The sequence below is a fragment of the Streptomyces sp. NPDC043726 genome (assembly GCF_056436565.1).
Map to the genome: position 1 here is coordinate 40,887 of NZ_JBWKCI010000019.1, position 15,650 is coordinate 56,536.

A 15,650-nucleotide genomic window follows, 5' to 3' on the forward strand; every position below is an offset into this window, starting at 1 on the left:
ACGAGACGTTACGCCGGAACCGACGCCACACCCGGGGCCAGGAACTTCTTGCCGTTCACGCGCTCGGAGACACCCTCGCGGTCCAGGTACGGCGTGATGCCGCCCAGGTGGAAGGGCCAGCCGGCGCCCGTGATCAGGCAGAGGTCGATGTCCTGGGCCTCGGCGACGACGCCCTCGTCGAGCATGAGCCCGATCTCCTGGGCCACGGCGTCGAGGACGCGGTCGCGGACCTGCTCCTCGGTCAGGACGACATCGCCCTGCTTCAGCAGCGCGGCGACCTCGGGGTCCAGCTCCGGCTTGCCGGAGTCGTAGACGTAGAACCCGCGCTTGCCCGCCTTGACGACGGCCGCGAGGTTCGGGGAGACCGTGAAGCGGTCCGGGAAGGCCCGGTTGAGGGTCTCCGAGACGTGCAGACCGATCGCGGGACCGACCAGCTCCAGGAGCACCAGCGGGGACATCGGCAGACCGAGCGGCTCGATGGCCTTCTCGGCGACCTCGACCGGGGTGCCCTCGTCGATGACGTTCTGGATCTCGCCCATGAAGCGGGTGAGGATGCGGTTCACGACGAACGCCGGGGCGTCCTTGGTGAGGACCGCGGTCTTCTTCAGCTTCTTGGCGACGGCGAAGGCCGTGGCCAGCGAGGCGTCGTCGGTCTGCTCGCCGCGGACGATCTCCAGCAGCGGCAGGATCGCGACCGGGTTGAAGAAGTGGAAGCCGACGACCCGCTCGGGGTTCTTCAGCTTCGACGCCATCTCGGTGACCGACAGGGAGGAGGTGTTCGTCGCGAAGATGGCGTGCGCCGGGGCGACCGCCTCGACCTCCGCGAACACCTGCTGCTTGACGCCGATCTCCTCGAACACGGCCTCGATGACGAAGTCCGCGTCCGCGAAGCCCTCGGCCTTGTCCAGCACACCGGTGACCAGGGCCTTCAGGCGGTTGGCCTTGTCCTGGTTGATACGGCCCTTGCCGAGCAGCTTCTCGATCTCGGCGTGGACGTAGCCCACACCCTTGTCGACGCGCTCCTGGTCGATGTCGGTCAGCACGACCGGCACCTCCAGGCGGCGCAGGAAGAGCAGCGCGAGCTGGGAGGCCATCAGACCGGCGCCGACGACACCGACCTTGGTGACCGGGCGGGCCAGGTTCTTGTCCGGGGCGCCCGCGGGACGCTTGCCGCGCTTCTGCACCAGGTTGAACGCGTAGATGCCGGCGCGCAGTTCGCCACCCATGATCAGGTCGGCGAGCGCCACGTCCTCGGCGTCGAAGCCCTGCTGGAGGTCGCCGTTCTTGGCGGCGGCGATGATGTCCAGGGCGCGGTAGGCGGCCGGGGCGGCGCCGTGCACCTTGGAGTCGGCGATGAAGCGGCCCTTGGCGACGGCCTGGTCCCAGGCCTCGCCGCGGTCGATCGCCGGGCGCTCGACGACGATCTCGCCCTTGAGGACGGAGGCCGTCCACAGGAGTGACTGCTCCAGGAAGTCGGCACCCTCGAAGATCGCGTCGGCGATGCCGAGCTCGTAGACCTGCGCGCCCTTGAGCTGCTTGTTCTGGTTGAGGCTGTTCTCGATGATCACCGAGACGGCCTTCTCGGCGCCGATCAGGTTCGGCAGGATCGTGCAGCCGCCCCAGCCGGGCACCAGGCCGAGGAAGACCTCGGGCAGCGAGAACGCCGGGAGCGCCGCGGAGACGGTCCGGTAGCGGCAGTGCAGACCGACCTCGACACCGCCGCCCATCGCGGCGCCGTTGTAGTACGCGAAGGTCGGCACCGCGAGGCCCGCGAGGCGCTTGAAGACCTCGTGGCCGCCCTTGCCGATGGCCAGCGCGTCCTTGTGCTCCTTGAGGAGCTCGACGCCCTTCAGGTCCGCGCCGACGGCGAAGATGAACGGCTTGCCGGTGACACCGACGCCGACGATGTCGCCGTCCGCGGCCTCCTTCTCGACCTGGTCGATGGCGGCGTTGAGGTTCGCCAGCGAGGCCGGGCCGAAGGTGGTCGGCTTGGTGTGGTCGAAGCCGTTGTCCAGCGTGATGAGCGCGAAGCGCCCGGCGCCGAACGGCAGGTCGAGGTGGCGTACGTGCGCGGACGTCACGACCTCGTCGGGGAACAGCTCGGCCGCACCCTTCAAAAGCTCAGCGGTGGTGCTCACTTGTCCCCCTCGAAGTGCGGGTTCTCCCAGATGACCGTCGCGCCCATGCCGAAGCCGACGCACATGGTGGTCAGGCCGTAGCGGACCTGAGGCTGCTCCTCGAACTGACGGGCCAGCTGCGTCATGAGACGCACGCCCGACGAGGCCAGCGGGTGACCGAACGCGATGGCGCCGCCGTACTGGTTGACGCGGGCGTCGTCGTCGGCGATGCCGTAGTGCTCCAGGAACGCGAGCACCTGGACGGCGAAGGCCTCGTTGATCTCGAACAGGCCGATGTCGTCGATGGTCAGGCCCGCCTGGGCGAGCGCCTTCTCGGTGGCCGGGATCGGGCCGTAGCCCATGACCTCCGGCTCCACACCCGCGAAGGAGTAGGAGACGAGGCGCATCTTGACCGGGAGGTTGTTCTCCCGGGCGAAGTCCTCGGAGGCGATGAGGGAGGCGGTGGCGCCGTCGTTCAGACCGGCCGCGTTACCGGCGGTGACCCGGCCGTGGACACGGAACGGGGTCTTCAGACCGGAGAGGTTCTCCAGGGTGGTGCCCGGGCGCATCGGCTCGTCGGCGGTGACCAGGCCCCAGCCGGTCTCGCCGGCCTCGGGGTTGGTGCGGCGCACCGAGACCGGGACCAGGTCGGCCTGGATCTTGCCGTTGGCGTACGCCTTGGCGGCCTTCTCCTGCGAGCGCACGGCGTACTCGTCGGCGCGCTGCTTGGTGATGGTCGGGTAGCGGTCGTGCAGGTTCTCGGCGGTCATGCCCATGAACAGCGCCGACTCGTCGACCAGCTTCTCGCTGACGAACCGCGGGTTCGGGTCGACGCCCTCGCCCATCGGGTGGCGGCCCATGTGCTCGACACCGCCGGCGATGGCGACGTCGTACGCGCCGAAGGCCACGGAACCGGCGACGGAGGTGACGGCGGTCAGCGCGCCGGCGCACATCCGGTCGATGGAGTAACCGGGCACGGACTGCGGCAGACCGGCGAGGATGCCCGCGGTGCGGCCGATGGTCAGACCCTGGTCGCCGATCTGCGTGGTCGCGGCGATGGCGACCTCGTCGATCTTGGCGGGCTCCAGGCCGGGGTTGCGGCGCAGCAGCTCCCGGATCGCCTTCACGACGAGGTCGTCGGCGCGGGTCTCGTGGTAGATGCCCTTCGGGCCCGCCTTGCCGAACGGGGTGCGGACGCCGTCGACGAAGACGACGTCCCTGACGGTACGAGGCACGATGGCTCTCCTCCAGGGTGCGGGACTGCACTGCTGCGGCACGCATGCACTGAGCGCGCGCTTACGACCATGCTACTTATGAGTAACGTAGCTGCCCAGCCCCACGGGTCCAAGCGGCGAAGGTCACACCTCGGGCGGTGTCCCGCCCTCCGAAGACCTTGGCGTGATCTCGACGCCGCTGTGCCGCCGCGGGGTCCCGCCGCCGTCAGGCGGAGAGCGCGGCCACCAGAACGGGCGTCACCTGCTCCACCTGCCACGGCCGGGCCCCGTGTCCCGCGAGGGCGGCGCCCACCGTCTCGGCGTCCACCTCCAGGGGCGGCTCCCAGCACACCCGCCGCACGGTGTCCGGAGTGATCAGATTCTCCTGGGGCATGGCGAGCCGCTCCGCGAGCGCGGAGACCCCGGCCCGGGCGGCGGAGAGCCGAGCCGCTGCGGCCGGGTCCTTGTCGGCCCAGGCCCGCGGGGGCGGCGGCCCCGTCACCGGCTGCCCCGGCTGCGGCAACTGCGACTCGGAGAGCGTCTTGGCCCGGTCCACGGCGGCCTGCCACTGCTCCAGCTGACGCCGGCCCATCCGGTGGCCGAAGCCGTTCAGGGCGGCCAGCGCGTGCACGTTCGCCGGAAGGGCGAGCGCGGCCTCCACGATGGCCGCGTCGGAGAGCACCTTGCCCGGGGAGACGTCCCGCCGCTGGGCGATGCGGTCCCGGGTCTCCCACAGCTCCCGGACGACAGCGAGCTGCCGGCGCCGGCGCACCTTGTGCATCCCGGACGTCCGTCGCCAGGGGTCCTTGCGGGGCTCGGCGGGCGGCGCCGAGGCGATCGCGTCGAACTCCTGGCGGGCCCACTCCAGCTTGCCCTGCCGGTCCAGCTCCTTCTCCAGCGCGTCCCGCAGATCCACCAGCAGCTCGACGTCGAGCGCGGCGTAGCGCAGCCACGGCTCGGGCAGCGGGCGGGTGGACCAGTCGACGGCGGAGTGCCCCTTCTCCAGGACGAACCCGAGGACGCTCTCGACCATCGCGCCGAGCCCGACCCGGGGGAACCCGGCGAGGCGCCCGGCCAGCTCGGTGTCGAACAGCCGCGTCGGCACCATGCCTATTTCCCTGAGGCAGGGCAGGTCCTGGGTGGCCGCGTGCAGCACCCACTCCGTGTCGGCGAGCGCCTCACCGAGACCGGACAGATCAGGACAGGCCACCGGATCGATCAGCGCGGTGCCGGCCCCCTGCCGCCGCAGCTGCACCAGATAGGCGCGCTGTCCGTAGCGGTAGCCGGACGCCCGTTCGGCGTCGACGGCGACGGGTCCGGAGCCGGCAGCGAAGGCGGCGATCACCCGGGCGAGGGACTCCTCGTCGGCGATCACGGGCGGAATGCCCTCACGCGGTTCGAGCAAAGGAGTCGGTTCAGGGCTCGGAGCCCCGTCCGGCGCCCCCGTAACAGACGATCCGCCGTCGTCCGGAGGGGCGCCTCCGGTGGTTCGCAGTGGGCTGTCTGCTGCGGTCTCTTGGGCGTCGGTCACCTGTCAAGGGTATCTGTGTATGGACAGCGCCCGTCGACGGAACGTTCCGTCGACGGGCGCCTTGGGGTCGTAAACCAGTCAGGTAAGTGAATCGTCCGGCTCACGACGGACGGGGCAGGGACGGGGCGGGCCGTGGGCCGGTCCGTTCACGTCCGTGAAGGGTGGGGGCTCGGGGTCAGGGGTGGGGGCTCGGGTCAGTGGATGATGCCGGTGCGCAGGGCGACGGCGACCATGCCGGCGCGGTCTCCCGTGCCGAGCTTGCGGGCGATGCGGGCGAGGTGGCTCTTGACGGTCAGCGCGGACAGGCCCATCGAGACGCCGATGGCCTTGTTCGACTGGCCCTCCGCCACCAGCCGCAGCACCTCGACCTCACGGCCGGACAGTTCGCGGTAGCCGCCCGGGTGGCTCGGGGCACCCGGGGGGCGGCGGTGCATACGCGCCGCGGCGGAACCGATGGGGGCGGCACCGGGCCGGGTGGGGAGCCCGACGTTGGTGCGGGTGCCGGTGACGACGTAGCCCTTCACGCCCCCGGCGAGGGCGTTGCGGACGGCGCCGATGTCGTCGGCGGCGGAGAGGGCGAGGCCGTTGGGCCAGCCCGCGGCGCGGGTCTCCGACAGCAGGGTCAGGCCGGAGCCGTCGGGCAGGTGGACGTCGGCGACACAGATGTCACGGGGGTTGCCGATACGGGGGCGGGCCTCCGCGACGGACGAGGCCTCGATCACGTCGCGCACACCGAGCGCCCACAGGTGGCGGGTGACGGTGGAGCGGACGCGGGGATCGGCCACGACCACCATGGCGGTCGGCTTGTTCGGGCGGTAGGCGACCAGGCTTGCGGGCTGCTCGAGGAGAACGGACACCAGGCCTCCTGGGGGCGGGACGGCTTTGAAGGTCACAGACGTCTTCGGCACCGAACCCGGCATCCTTTAGAGAATGATCACGATCTAGTGAGTAACAATTGGTGCAATTCGGACGTACGGTCGATCGTTCGGGAACGAATCGGTTCGTTCGAGTGCCTGCTCGTGACTGAAAGTGGCCGTATCGACAAATACATGCCGATCGCTTCCCGGACACGAGCCGCTTCACTCGTCGTACTTGTGACAGTCGGCCGCGCTCCCGGCGCGACCGTGCTCCAGGCGCCGCCCTGCTCCAAGCGCCGCCGTGCTCCTAGCGCGACTGCGGTCCGCGCCGCTGCGGCAGCGTCACCACCGCCGCGTCGCCCGGGCCCGCCGGCGGCAGCCCGGCGATCTGCGCGAGCAGGTCCGCCCACGCCGCCAGATGCCCCGCGGTGTCCGGTACGCCGCCCAGGCCCTCGCGCGGGGTCCAGGACGCGCGGATCTCGATCTGCGAGGCCGACGGGCGTTCGGACAGACCGCCGAAGTAGTGCGAACTCGCGCGCGTGACGGTGCCGCTCGGCTCTCCGTACGTCAGTCCGCGGGCCTGCAGCGCACCGGTCAGCCACGACCAGCACACCTCCGGCAGCAGCGGGTCCGCCGCCATCTCCGGCTCCAGCTCCGCCCGTACCAGCGTCACCAGCCGGAACGTGCCCCGCCAGGCGTCGTGCCCGGCCGGGTCGTGCAGCAGCACCAGCCGGCCGTCGGCCAGGTCCTGGTCGCCGTCGAGGACGGTCGCCTCCAGCGCGTACGCGTGCGGGGCGAGCCGCTGCGGCGGGCGGGTGGCCTCCACCTCGATCTGCGGCCTCAGCCGGCTGCCGCGCAGGGCTTGGACCGCGGCCTGGAAAGCCGGCGGAGCCCCCGCTCCGCTTCCCTCCCGGTCCTCCTCCTGCGCGTCGTCCATCCCACCAGTGCCGTCCGACAGTCGTCCCTGAGCCGCAGCCATGCGGGAAGGTTAAGGGGAACCGAGCCGCCGCGCTGGCCTAGACACCCGCTCTGTTCCGTGCGGCCCGGGTGGGAACGGCCCACCCGCGCCGCCGTGCGAGACTTTCCGCGTGAGTGCACACGAGACGACGCCGACCGCCACGCACGACTCCGCCTTCCTCAAGGCCTGCCGCCGCGAGCCCGTGCCGCACACTCCCGTGTGGTTCATGCGGCAGGCCGGCCGGTCCCTGCCGGAGTACCGCAAGGTGCGCGAGGGCATCCCGATGCTCGAGTCGTGCATGCGCCCCGAGCTGGTCACCGAGATCACCCTCCAGCCCGTGCGCCGGCACAACGTGGACGCGGCGATCTACTTCAGCGACATCGTCGTCCCGCTCAAGGCCATCGGCATCGACCTCGACATCAAGCCCGGCGTCGGCCCGGTCGTCGAGAACCCGATCCGCACCCGCGCCGACCTGGCGCGGCTGCGCGACCTCACGCCCGAGGACGTCTCCTACGTCACCGAGGCCATCGGCCTGCTCACCCGCGAGCTCGGCGCCACCCCGCTGATCGGTTTCGCGGGCGCGCCTTTCACCCTCGCGAGTTACCTCGTCGAGGGCGGTCCGTCGCGTACGTACGAGAACGCCAAGGCGATGATGTACGGCGACCCCGAGCTGTGGGCCGAGCTGCTCGACCGGCTCGCGGACATCACGGCCGGCTTCTTGAAGGTCCAGATCGAGGCCGGCGCCTCCGCGGTCCAGCTCTTCGACTCCTGGGTCGGCGCGCTCGCCCCGGCCGACTACCGCCGCTCGGTGATGCCCGCCTCGGCGAAGGTCTTCAAGGCGGTCGAGGGCTACGGCGTCCCGCGCATCCACTTCGGCGTCGGCACCGGCGAACTGCTCGGCCTGATGGGCGAGGCCGGCGCGGACGTCGTCGGCGTCGACTGGCGCGTCCCGCTCGACGAGGCCGCCCGCCGGGTCGGCCCCGGCAAGGCCCTCCAGGGCAACCTCGACCCGACCGTGCTGTTCTCCACCACGCAGGCAGTCGAGACCAAGACGCAGGAGGTCCTGGACGCGGCGGCGGGCCTCGAGGGCCATGTCTTCAACCTCGGCCACGGCGTCATGCCGAACACCGACCCGGACTCGCTGACCCGGCTCGTGGAGTACGTCCACACCCGCACCGCGCGCTGACTCACCACGTCTCCCGGGGCCGGGCCCGTCTGCCGAAGAGCAGGCCGCGCGGCTCCGGCGGCGGTGGTGTGCCGGGCTTCAGCGGCCAGGCGAGCAGCATGCCCGCGAGGAAGCCCACGACATGCGCCGTGTACGCCACGGTCCCGGCGTCGGAGATGCCCTCGCCGGAGGAGTACACCGCCTGCAGCCCGAACCAGAAGCCCAGCACCAGCCAGGCCGGCAGCCGGAGCGGCAGGAAGATCAGGAACGGCACCAGGACCCACACCCTGGCCTTCGGATACAGCACCAGATAGGCGCCCAGCACCCCGGCGACGGCCCCCGAGGCGCCGATCAGCGGGTCTGTGGAGCCGTCGTTGAGCAGCGCGAAGCCATAACCGGCCGCGTAGCCGCAGACGACGTAGAAAACGAAGAACCGCACATGGCCCATGCGGTCCTCGATGTTGTTGCCGAAGATCATCAGGAAGAGCATGTTGCCGAGCAGGTGCAGCCAGCCGCCGTGCAGGAACATCGCCGTGAAGACCGACAGCAGGGGCGACTTGTCGTAGCCCGGCTCGCCGATGACACAGCCGGGGCCCTGCGGGCCGACCGCGACATCGCCGGTCGGCACCAGGCGGGGCAGCTGGTCGTGGATCAACTCCCGCGGCACCGCCGCGTAGTGGTCCAGGAACGCGTGCAGTTCACAGGTCTGGGCCAGACGGCTCGCCCCGGGCACCGTGAACGTGCCCGGCATGGCGAGGAACACGAGGACGTTGGCGGCGATCAGGCCGTACGTCACCCAAGGGGTACCGCGTACGGGGTTCACGTCATGGACGGGTATGACCACGATTTCCTTCTTCCCCGGATGGGGTCGGGGAATCGGTGAACACCGGTGTCCCCGCGCGCGTATGGCTTCTCAGCCGGGTCGACAACCGGGTCTACGTGAGGACGGGCGATGAACGATCGAGTTGCTCCTTCGATGCACGCGCTGCCTGATGGTGAGGCGGAGCTCTCCGTGGTGGTGCGGCTGCCGTGGGAGGACGTGGCGCGGCTCGGCCAGGAGGCCGGGCGGCTCGCCGCGCAGGCGGGGCGGCCGGTGACGCTGGACGAGGCGGTGAGCCACCGGCTGCGGACCGTGCGGGCCTCGGCCGCGCACGCCAGGCCGGGGACGACGACGGGGTCGGGGTCGGGAGCGGGGACCGGGGAGCAGCCGGTGGCCGCCGCCCAGCCGAGCGCCTCCGTGGCCTCGCTGCCGAGGATCAGCGGGACGGCCTAGGCACCCGCCGGGCCTCCCGGCCCGCGACCGCCTGCGAGCCCGCGACCGCCTGCGAGCCCTCGACCGCCCATGCGCCCGCGACCGCCTATGAGCCCGCGACCGCTTTCGTGGCCTTGCGGGCCGCCACCAGGACCGGGTCCCACACCGGACTGAACGGCGGGGCGTAACCGAGGTCCAGGGCTGTCATCTGTTCCACCGTCATGCCCGCGGTGAGGGCCACGGCGGCGATGTCCACGCGCTTCGCCGCGCCCTCCCGGCCCACGATCTGCACGCCCAGCAGCCGTCCCGTGCGGCGCTCGGCGAGGATCTTGACCGTCATCAAACCGGCGCCGGGGTAGTAGCCGGCCCGGCTGGTCGACTCCACGGTGGCGGTGACGTACTGCAGGCCCGCCCGGCGCGCGTCCTTCTCGCGCAGGCCGGTACGGGCGATCTCCAGGTCGCAGACCTTGCTGACCGCGGTGCCGACGACCCCGGGGAACGTGGCGTAGCCGCCGCCGGCGTTGGTGCCGATGACCTGGCCGTGCTTGTTGGCGTGGGTGCCGAGGGCGATGTACCGCTCCCGGCCCGAGACCAGGTCGAGGACCTCCACGCAGTCGCCGCCCGCCCAGATGTTCTCGTGGCCGCGCACCCGCATCGCCAGGTCCGTGAGCAGGCCCTGGTGCTCGCCGAGCGGCAGGCCGGCCGCGCGGGCCAGCGCCGTCTCCGGGCGGACCCCGATGCCGAGGACGACGACGTCCGCCGGGTACTCGGCGTCCTCCGTCACCACCGCGCGGACCCGGCCGTCGTCACCGGTGAGGATCTTGGTGACCTCGGCGTCGTCGACCATGGTGATGCCGAGGCCGGTCATGGCCTCGTGCACCAGCCGGCCCATGTCCGGGTCGAGCGTCGACATCGGCTCCTGGCCGCGGTTGACGACGGTCACCTCGTAGCCGCGGTTGATGAGCGACTCGGCCATCTCCACACCGATGTAACCGGCGCCGACCACGACCGCGCGGCGGCCACGCGTGCGTGCCAGCGTGTCGATCAGCGCCTGCCCGTCGTCGAGGGTCTGCACGCCGTGCACCCCCGGCGCGTCGGCGCCGGGCATGTCGGGCCGGATCGGGCGGGCACCGGTGGCGATCACGAGCTTGTCGTACGACGTCCAGGACTCGGCCCCGGAATCGACGTCACGCGCGCGTACCCGCTGCCCCGCCACGTCGATCTCCATGACCTCGGTGCGCATGCGCAGATCGATGTCCCGCGCGCGGTGCTCCTCGGGCGTACGGGCGATCAGCTCGTCCCGCTCCCGGACCTCGCCGCCGACCCAGTACGGGATGCCGCACGCCGAGTAGGAGGAGAAGTGACCGCGCTCGAAGGCCACGATCTCCAGTTCCTCCGCGCTCCTCATCCGCCGTGCCTGCGACGCCGCGGACATCCCCGCGGCGTCGCCACCGATCACGACCAGCCGTTCCCTCGTACCCCGCCCATGGCTCATGTTCATGCGAACACGCTACGGGCGCCGATCATTTCGGGCTCGCGTCAGTCCTCCTCGCGGCCGCTCGGTTCCGGTGCCCGGCGGGCCGTCGGCAGCGGGCCGAACGCGGTCGCCGCGGGCGCGGGCTCCGGGCGGCGGGCCAGCCGCGGGCGGACCAGCCACCACCAGAGCACGAACAGCAGGGCCGCCCCCACGGCGAACGGCAGCACCGCCGCGACCGCCATGACGATCCACCGCAGCATCGTCACGAAGGCGTCCCAGCCGCCCGTCAGCGCGTCCGCGACACCCGGGTCGTCGTCCTCGGCCACCGCCTTCCTCACCGGGGTCTCGGACAGCGAGAGGGTGATGGTGGCGAGGCTCGTGCGGTCCTTCAGGGAGGCCTGCTGGGCGAGCAGCGACTCCAGGTCGGCCTGGCGGGTGCTCAGCTCGCCCTCCAGGGTCACCACGTCGCTCAGCTTGGTGGCCTGGTCCATCAGCTCCCGGATCCGGGCCACGCTGGCCCGCTGCGACTTGATCCGGCTCTCCACGTCGACGACCTGCTCGGTGACGTCCTGCGCCTTGGCGGTGCGGTCGATCAGCTTGCCGGTGCCCTCGAGGTCGGCGAGGACGTCCGCGTAGGAGTCGACGGGCACGCGCAGGACCACCCGGGTGCGCTCGTTGCCCCCGCTGTCCCGGGTCGTGGTCTCGTTGCCGACGAAGCCGCCGGCGTTCTCGGCGGTCGTACGGGCCTCGTCGAGAGCCTTCGGCACGTCCTTGACCTGCACGGTCAGTGAGGCGGTGCGGATGATGTGGCTCGCGGTGACCTTGGGCGGGGCGTCCGCCTTGGCACCGGAGTGGCCGGAGTCCGCGGCCGCGGCGCCGTCCGCCTGGGACTTGGCGGCCTCGTTGCCGCCCGCGGAGTCGCCACCGGAGTCGGTGTCGGCGGCCCCGCTGCACCCGGTCAGCGCGAGGGCCGCGGCCAGCAGGAGACCGGCGACGGCATGGACGGGTCGTACGGAACGTCGTGATCGCATGAGGCGTAACCCCCCGAGGGTCGTGACGACTTGACGCTCCTTCGACGCCGGAGGGGTCCCGGACGTTGGGCCCGGCCGGTTCCGATGCGGTCACGGTCGGGACTCGGGCCGGGCACACGGCCGGGGCGCCTTGGGCCCGACGGCCCTGGCGGGACTGTCAGTGGTGTTTGAGAGAGTGGGATCATGCACGCAGCGGACATTCCAGCGGAACAGGCACAGGTCGTCGTCATCGGCGCCGGGATCGCCGGCCTCGCGGCGGCCCACCGGCTGGTGGGCGAGGGCAGACGCGTGACCGTCCTGGAGGCCGCCGACCGGATCGGCGGCAAGCTGCTGCCCGGCGAGATCGCGGGCGTCCGCGTGGACCTCGGCGCCGAGTCGATGCTGGCCCGCCGCCCCGAGGCCGTCGGTCTGGCCCGCGAGGTCGGTCTCGCCGAGCGCCTCCAGCCGCCCGCCACCGCCAGTGCCTCCCTGTGGACCCGAGGCGCCCTGCGCCCCATGCCCAAGGGCCACGTCATGGGCGTGCCCGGCACCGCCGCCGCGCTGGCCGGGGTGCTCTCCGACGAGGGCCTCGCCCGGATCGGGCGCGACGCCGAACTGCCCCGCACCGAGATCGGCGACGACGTGGCGGTGGGGGCGTACGTCGCCGAACGCCTCGGCCGCGAGGTCGTCGACCGCCTGGTCGAGCCGCTGCTGGGCGGGGTGTACGCGGGCGACGCCTACCGCATCTCGATGCGTTCGGCCGTCCCGCAGCTCTTCCAGGCCGCCCGGAGCCATGACTCCCTGACCGAGGCGGTCCGCGAGATCCAGGCCAGGGCCGCGACGGCTCAGCAGACCGGCCCGGTGTTCATGGGCATCGAGGGCGGCATCGGCAGGCTGCCGCTCGCGGTCGCGGAGTCGGTGCGGGCCAGGGGCGGCCAGATCGTCACGGGCGCGCGGGTGACGGAGCTGCGCCGCGACCAGGAGGGCTGGCGGGTCGTCACCGGCGACCGGACGCTGCGCGCGGACGCCGTGATCGTCGCGCTCCCCGCCCCGGCCGCCGCCGAGCTGCTGCGCGCCGAGGCCCCGGCCGCCGCGGCCGAGCTGTCCGTCGTCGAATACGCCTCCATGGCCCTGGTCACCCTCGCCTACCGCCGCGCCGACCTCGCCCTCCCCGAAGGCAGCGGCTTCCTGGTGCCGCCCGTCGACGGCCGCACGATCAAGGCCTCGACCTTCGCCTCCCAGAAGTGGGGCTGGATCGCCGACGAGAACCCGGACCTGCTCGTGCTGCGCACCTCGGTCGGGCGGTACGGCGAGACGGAGATCCTCCAGCGCGACGACGCGGGCCTCGTGGAGGTCTCCCGGCACGACCTGAAGGCCGCGACCGGCCTGGCCGCCACCCCCGTCGAGAGCCGGGTCACCCGCTGGACCGACGGCCTGCCCCAGTACCCCGTCGGCCACCACGCGCGCGTGGCCCGCATCCGCGACCACATCGGCCGCGTCCCCGGACTGGCCGTGTGCGGGGCCGCCTACGACGGCGTCGGCATCCCGGCCTGTGTCGCGAGCGCGTACGCGGCCGTCGACCAGATCCACGGCGACCTGCGCGCGGTGCGGGAACTCACCGCCCACCCGGTGCAGAGTCTGCACGGAGGAGCAGGAGAATGAGGGACATGAGTGACGACGCCCCCACCACCGAGTCCGGCAGGATCCCGAACAAGGGCAAGCTGGCCAAGGACCTCAACGAGGTCATCCGCTACACCCTCTGGTCCGTCTTCAAGCTGAAGGACGCGCTCCCCGAGGACCGCTCGGGCTACGCCGACGAGGTCCAGGAGCTGTTCGACCAGCTCGCGGCCAAGGACGTGACGATCCGCGGCACGTACGACGTGTCCGGACTGCGCGCCGACGCCGACGTCATGATCTGGTGGCACGCCGAGACCAGCGACCAGCTGCAGGAGGCGTACAACCTCTTCCGCCGCACCAGGCTGGGCCGCGCGCTGGAGCCGGTCTGGTCGAACATGGCGCTGCACCGCCCCGCCGAGTTCAACCGCTCGCACATCCCGGCGTTCCTCGCCGACGAGACGCCCCGCGACTACGTCAGCGTCTACCCCTTCGTGCGCTCCTACGACTGGTACCTGCTGCCCGACGAGGACCGCCGCCGCATGCTCGCCGACCACGGCAAGATGGCCCGCGGCTACCCCGACGTCCGCGCCAACACGGTCGCCTCGTTCTCGCTGGGCGACTACGAGTGGATCCTCGCCTTCGAGGCGGACGAGCTGTACCGCATCGTCGACCTCATGCGCCACCTGCGGGCGTCGGAGGCGCGGATGCACGTGCGCGAGGAGGTCCCGTTCTACACGGGCCGCAGGAAGTCGGTCGGCGACCTGGTCGCCGGGCTGGCCTAGGCACCCGCGTCCCGGGCGGGACGCGGCTCCGGACGCGGCGCGCACGCGGCGCGCCGCACCGGCAGCCGCCCCTCCAGCAGATAGGCGTCCACATAGGCGTTGACGCACTTGTTGGGCCCGCCCGCGATCCCGTGCGTTCCCGCGTCCCGCTCGGTCACCAGCACCGAGCCCCACAACCGGCGGTGCAGCTCCCGCGCCCCCTCGTACGGCGCCGCCGCGTCCCGCTCGGCCGCCAGGATCAGCGTCGGCGGCAGCTCACCCGGCCACGTCCGGACATCGAGCGGCCGCTGACGGGGCACGGGCCAGAACGCGCAGGGCAGGTTCGTCCACACGTTGTCCCAGGTCTCGAACGGCGCCACCCGCGCGAGCCGGGTGTTGTCCCGGTCCCACACCCTCCACTCGGTCGGCCAGGGCGCGTCGTTGCACTCGACGGCCGTGTAGACCGCCTTGCCGTTCTCCGCCTCGGCGGCCGCCTCCGTCACCGGCGACGCGATGTCGATCAGCGGCTGCGGGTCGCCCTTCAGATACGCCGACAGGGCCTCGGCACGGTGCGGCCAGTAGTCGTCGTAGTAACCGGCCTGGAGGAACATCCCCTGCAACTGCCCCGGGCCCACCTTTCCGCCCGCCGGCCGCTCGGCGAGCCGGGCGCTCGCCCGCTCGTAGCTGCGCAGCACCTTCGCCGGGGTGTCGCCGAGGCCGTACACCTCGTGGTGCCGGGCGATCCACTCCCGCAGGTCCGCCCAGCGGCCCTCGAACGCCGCCGACTGGTCGAGGTTGTTGCGGTACCAGACCTGTTCCGGGTCCGGGTTCACCGCCGCGTCGAAGACCATGCGCCGGACGTGCGAGGGGAAGAGGGCCGCGTACAGGGCGCCGTAGTACGTGCCGTACGACGAGCCCATGAACGTCAGCTTCTCCTCGCCCAGCGCGGCCCGCAGCACGTCCAGGTCCCGGGCGTTGTTGAGGGAGTGGTAGTGCCGCAGCGCGCTGCCGGACCGCTGGACGCAGCCGCGCGCGTACGCCTTGGCCTGCGCGACGCGTTCGCGCTTGTACGTCTCCGAGGGGTGCGTGGGCGCCGGCGAGGGGCCCTTGAAGAACTTCTTGGGGTCCTGGCACGACAGGGGCGCGCTGCGGCCCACCCCGCGCGGGTCGTAGCCGACGAGGTCGTAGGCCGCCCCGAGGCGCTTCCACTCGGGCAGGAAACCGATCAGCGGGAAGTACAGGCCCGAGGCGCCGGGGCCGCCGGGGTTGAAGACGAGGGCGCCCTGCCGCGGCACCCGGCGCTTGCTGTTGTGCGGGTCCTTGTGGGTGGCCCGCACCCGGCTGACCGTCAGCCGGATCTGCTTGCCGCGCGGATCGGCGTAGTCGAGCGGAACGCTCACCGTGCCGCACTGGAAGCCGCCCGGCATGTCCTGCTCCTCGGCGCAGGAGCCGAAGTCGACGCCGGCCGCCTTCGCGCGCGCGGCGGCCACCGCCGTGCCGCGCAGTTCGGCGAGACCGGGGACGTCCTCCGCGCCGGCGGCCGGACCGGCCGTGAGGGTGGTCAGCAGCAACGACCCGGCGGCCGAGTAGAGGGCGGGGGCTCTCATCGCGTGTCCCTTCGGTGCGCGGACGCATCAAAAGGGATGTTTCGTTCGGAGGTCGGCGAAGGCAAGCACCGCCCCGCCGGTGTC

At 72.1% G+C, this 15,650-nt stretch carries 13 protein-coding genes; 4 read left to right on the forward strand and 9 right to left on the reverse strand.

Going from position 1 to position 15,650, the window contains the following annotated elements; translation table 11 throughout:
* Nucleotides 1-8: 8 nt before the first annotated feature.
* The 5 genes from AC068Z_RS38090 to AC068Z_RS38110 all read right to left on the reverse strand — a co-directional run bounded on the left by AC068Z_RS38090 (nt 9) and on the right by AC068Z_RS38110 (nt 6,698).
* On the reverse strand, nt 9-2,138 hold the full coding sequence (locus tag AC068Z_RS38090) for a 3-hydroxyacyl-CoA dehydrogenase NAD-binding domain-containing protein (RefSeq protein ID WP_478566842.1): 2,130 nt from the start codon (nt 2,136-2,138) through the stop codon (nt 9-11).
* Nucleotides 2,135-3,352, reverse strand: a complete 1,218-nt coding sequence (locus AC068Z_RS38095) for a thiolase family protein (protein ID WP_478566844.1) — start codon at nt 3,350-3,352, stop codon at nt 2,135-2,137. Before AC068Z_RS38095 ends, AC068Z_RS38090 begins: the two co-directional genes overlap by 4 nt.
* A 205-nt stretch (nt 3,353-3,557) precedes the next feature.
* Nucleotides 3,558-4,862, reverse strand: coding sequence for a ribonuclease D (locus AC068Z_RS38100; protein WP_478566847.1), 1,305 nt, complete (start codon nt 4,860-4,862; stop codon nt 3,558-3,560).
* Between the two features lie 194 nt (nt 4,863-5,056).
* The gene (locus AC068Z_RS38105; protein ID WP_019073943.1) at nt 5,057-5,719 is read right to left on the reverse strand and encodes a response regulator transcription factor; all 663 of its coding nucleotides are present in this window, start codon (nt 5,717-5,719) and stop codon (nt 5,057-5,059) included.
* A 307-nt stretch (nt 5,720-6,026) separates the two neighbouring features.
* Nucleotides 6,027-6,698, reverse strand: a complete 672-nt coding sequence (locus tag AC068Z_RS38110) for a DUF3000 domain-containing protein (RefSeq protein WP_478566855.1) — start codon at nt 6,696-6,698, stop codon at nt 6,027-6,029.
* Nucleotides 6,699-6,807: 109 nt separating this feature from the next.
* Between AC068Z_RS38110 and hemE the strand changes: the two genes are divergently transcribed.
* Nucleotides 6,808-7,863 (forward strand): uroporphyrinogen decarboxylase, encoded by a 1,056-nt coding sequence (gene hemE, locus AC068Z_RS38115; RefSeq protein WP_478566858.1) that lies wholly within the window; start codon nt 6,808-6,810, stop codon nt 7,861-7,863.
* A 1-nt stretch (nt 7,864) separates the two neighbouring features.
* Here hemE and AC068Z_RS38120 read toward each other — a convergent pair whose 3' ends face one another.
* Entirely contained in the window at nt 7,865-8,686 is an 822-nt protein-coding gene (locus tag AC068Z_RS38120) for a rhomboid family intramembrane serine protease (RefSeq protein ID WP_478566861.1), read from the reverse strand.
* A gap of 108 nt (nt 8,687-8,794) precedes the next feature.
* Here AC068Z_RS38120 and AC068Z_RS38125 point away from each other — a divergent pair, with 108 nt between their 5' ends.
* Entirely contained in the window at nt 8,795-9,115 is a 321-nt protein-coding gene (locus AC068Z_RS38125) for a hypothetical protein (protein ID WP_478566864.1), read from the forward strand.
* Between the two features lie 85 nt (nt 9,116-9,200).
* Here AC068Z_RS38125 and AC068Z_RS38130 read toward each other — a convergent pair whose 3' ends face one another.
* Nucleotides 9,201-10,595: an FAD-dependent oxidoreductase gene (locus tag AC068Z_RS38130; RefSeq protein ID WP_478566867.1), complete on the reverse strand. Its 1,395-nt coding sequence runs from the start codon at nt 10,593-10,595 to the stop codon at nt 9,201-9,203.
* A gap of 38 nt (nt 10,596-10,633) precedes the next feature.
* Nucleotides 10,634-11,602, reverse strand: a complete 969-nt coding sequence (locus AC068Z_RS38135; protein WP_478566870.1) for a DUF4349 domain-containing protein — start codon at nt 11,600-11,602, stop codon at nt 10,634-10,636.
* Between the two features lie 183 nt (nt 11,603-11,785).
* Here AC068Z_RS38135 and hemG point away from each other — a divergent pair, with 183 nt between their 5' ends.
* Together hemG and hemQ are read left to right on the forward strand one after the other, a co-directional pair.
* Nucleotides 11,786-13,243 (forward strand): protoporphyrinogen oxidase, encoded by a 1,458-nt coding sequence (gene hemG / locus AC068Z_RS38140; RefSeq protein WP_478566873.1) that lies wholly within the window; start codon nt 11,786-11,788, stop codon nt 13,241-13,243.
* A gap of 5 nt (nt 13,244-13,248) precedes the next feature.
* Nucleotides 13,249-13,980 (forward strand): hydrogen peroxide-dependent heme synthase, encoded by a 732-nt coding sequence (gene hemQ, locus AC068Z_RS38145; RefSeq protein WP_478566876.1) that lies wholly within the window; start codon nt 13,249-13,251, stop codon nt 13,978-13,980.
* Here the strand turns inward: hemQ and AC068Z_RS38150 are convergent.
* Nucleotides 13,977-15,566: an alpha/beta hydrolase gene (locus tag AC068Z_RS38150; protein ID WP_478566879.1), complete on the reverse strand. Its 1,590-nt coding sequence runs from the start codon at nt 15,564-15,566 to the stop codon at nt 13,977-13,979. The two genes, hemQ and AC068Z_RS38150, sit on opposite strands and share 4 nt — an antisense overlap.
* Nucleotides 15,567-15,650: the final 84 nt, after the last annotated feature.

Coding starts and splice junctions, on each gene's coding strand:
- AC068Z_RS38125 (WP_478566864.1), top strand. CDS start 8,795: ATGAACGATCGAGTTGCTCCTTCGATGCACGCGCTGCCTGATGGTGAG.
- AC068Z_RS38135 (WP_478566870.1), bottom strand. CDS start 11,602: ATGCGATCACGACGTTCCGTACGACCCGTCCATGCCGTCGCCGGTCTC.
- hemG (WP_478566873.1), top strand. CDS start 11,786: ATGCACGCAGCGGACATTCCAGCGGAACAGGCACAGGTCGTCGTCATC.
- AC068Z_RS38110 (WP_478566855.1), bottom strand. CDS start 6,698: ATGGCTGCGGCTCAGGGACGACTGTCGGACGGCACTGGTGGGATGGAC.
- AC068Z_RS38130 (WP_478566867.1), bottom strand. CDS start 10,595: ATGAACATGAGCCATGGGCGGGGTACGAGGGAACGGCTGGTCGTGATC.
- hemQ (WP_478566876.1), top strand. CDS start 13,249: ATGAGTGACGACGCCCCCACCACCGAGTCCGGCAGGATCCCGAACAAG.
- AC068Z_RS38150 (WP_478566879.1), bottom strand. CDS start 15,566: ATGAGAGCCCCCGCCCTCTACTCGGCCGCCGGGTCGTTGCTGCTGACC.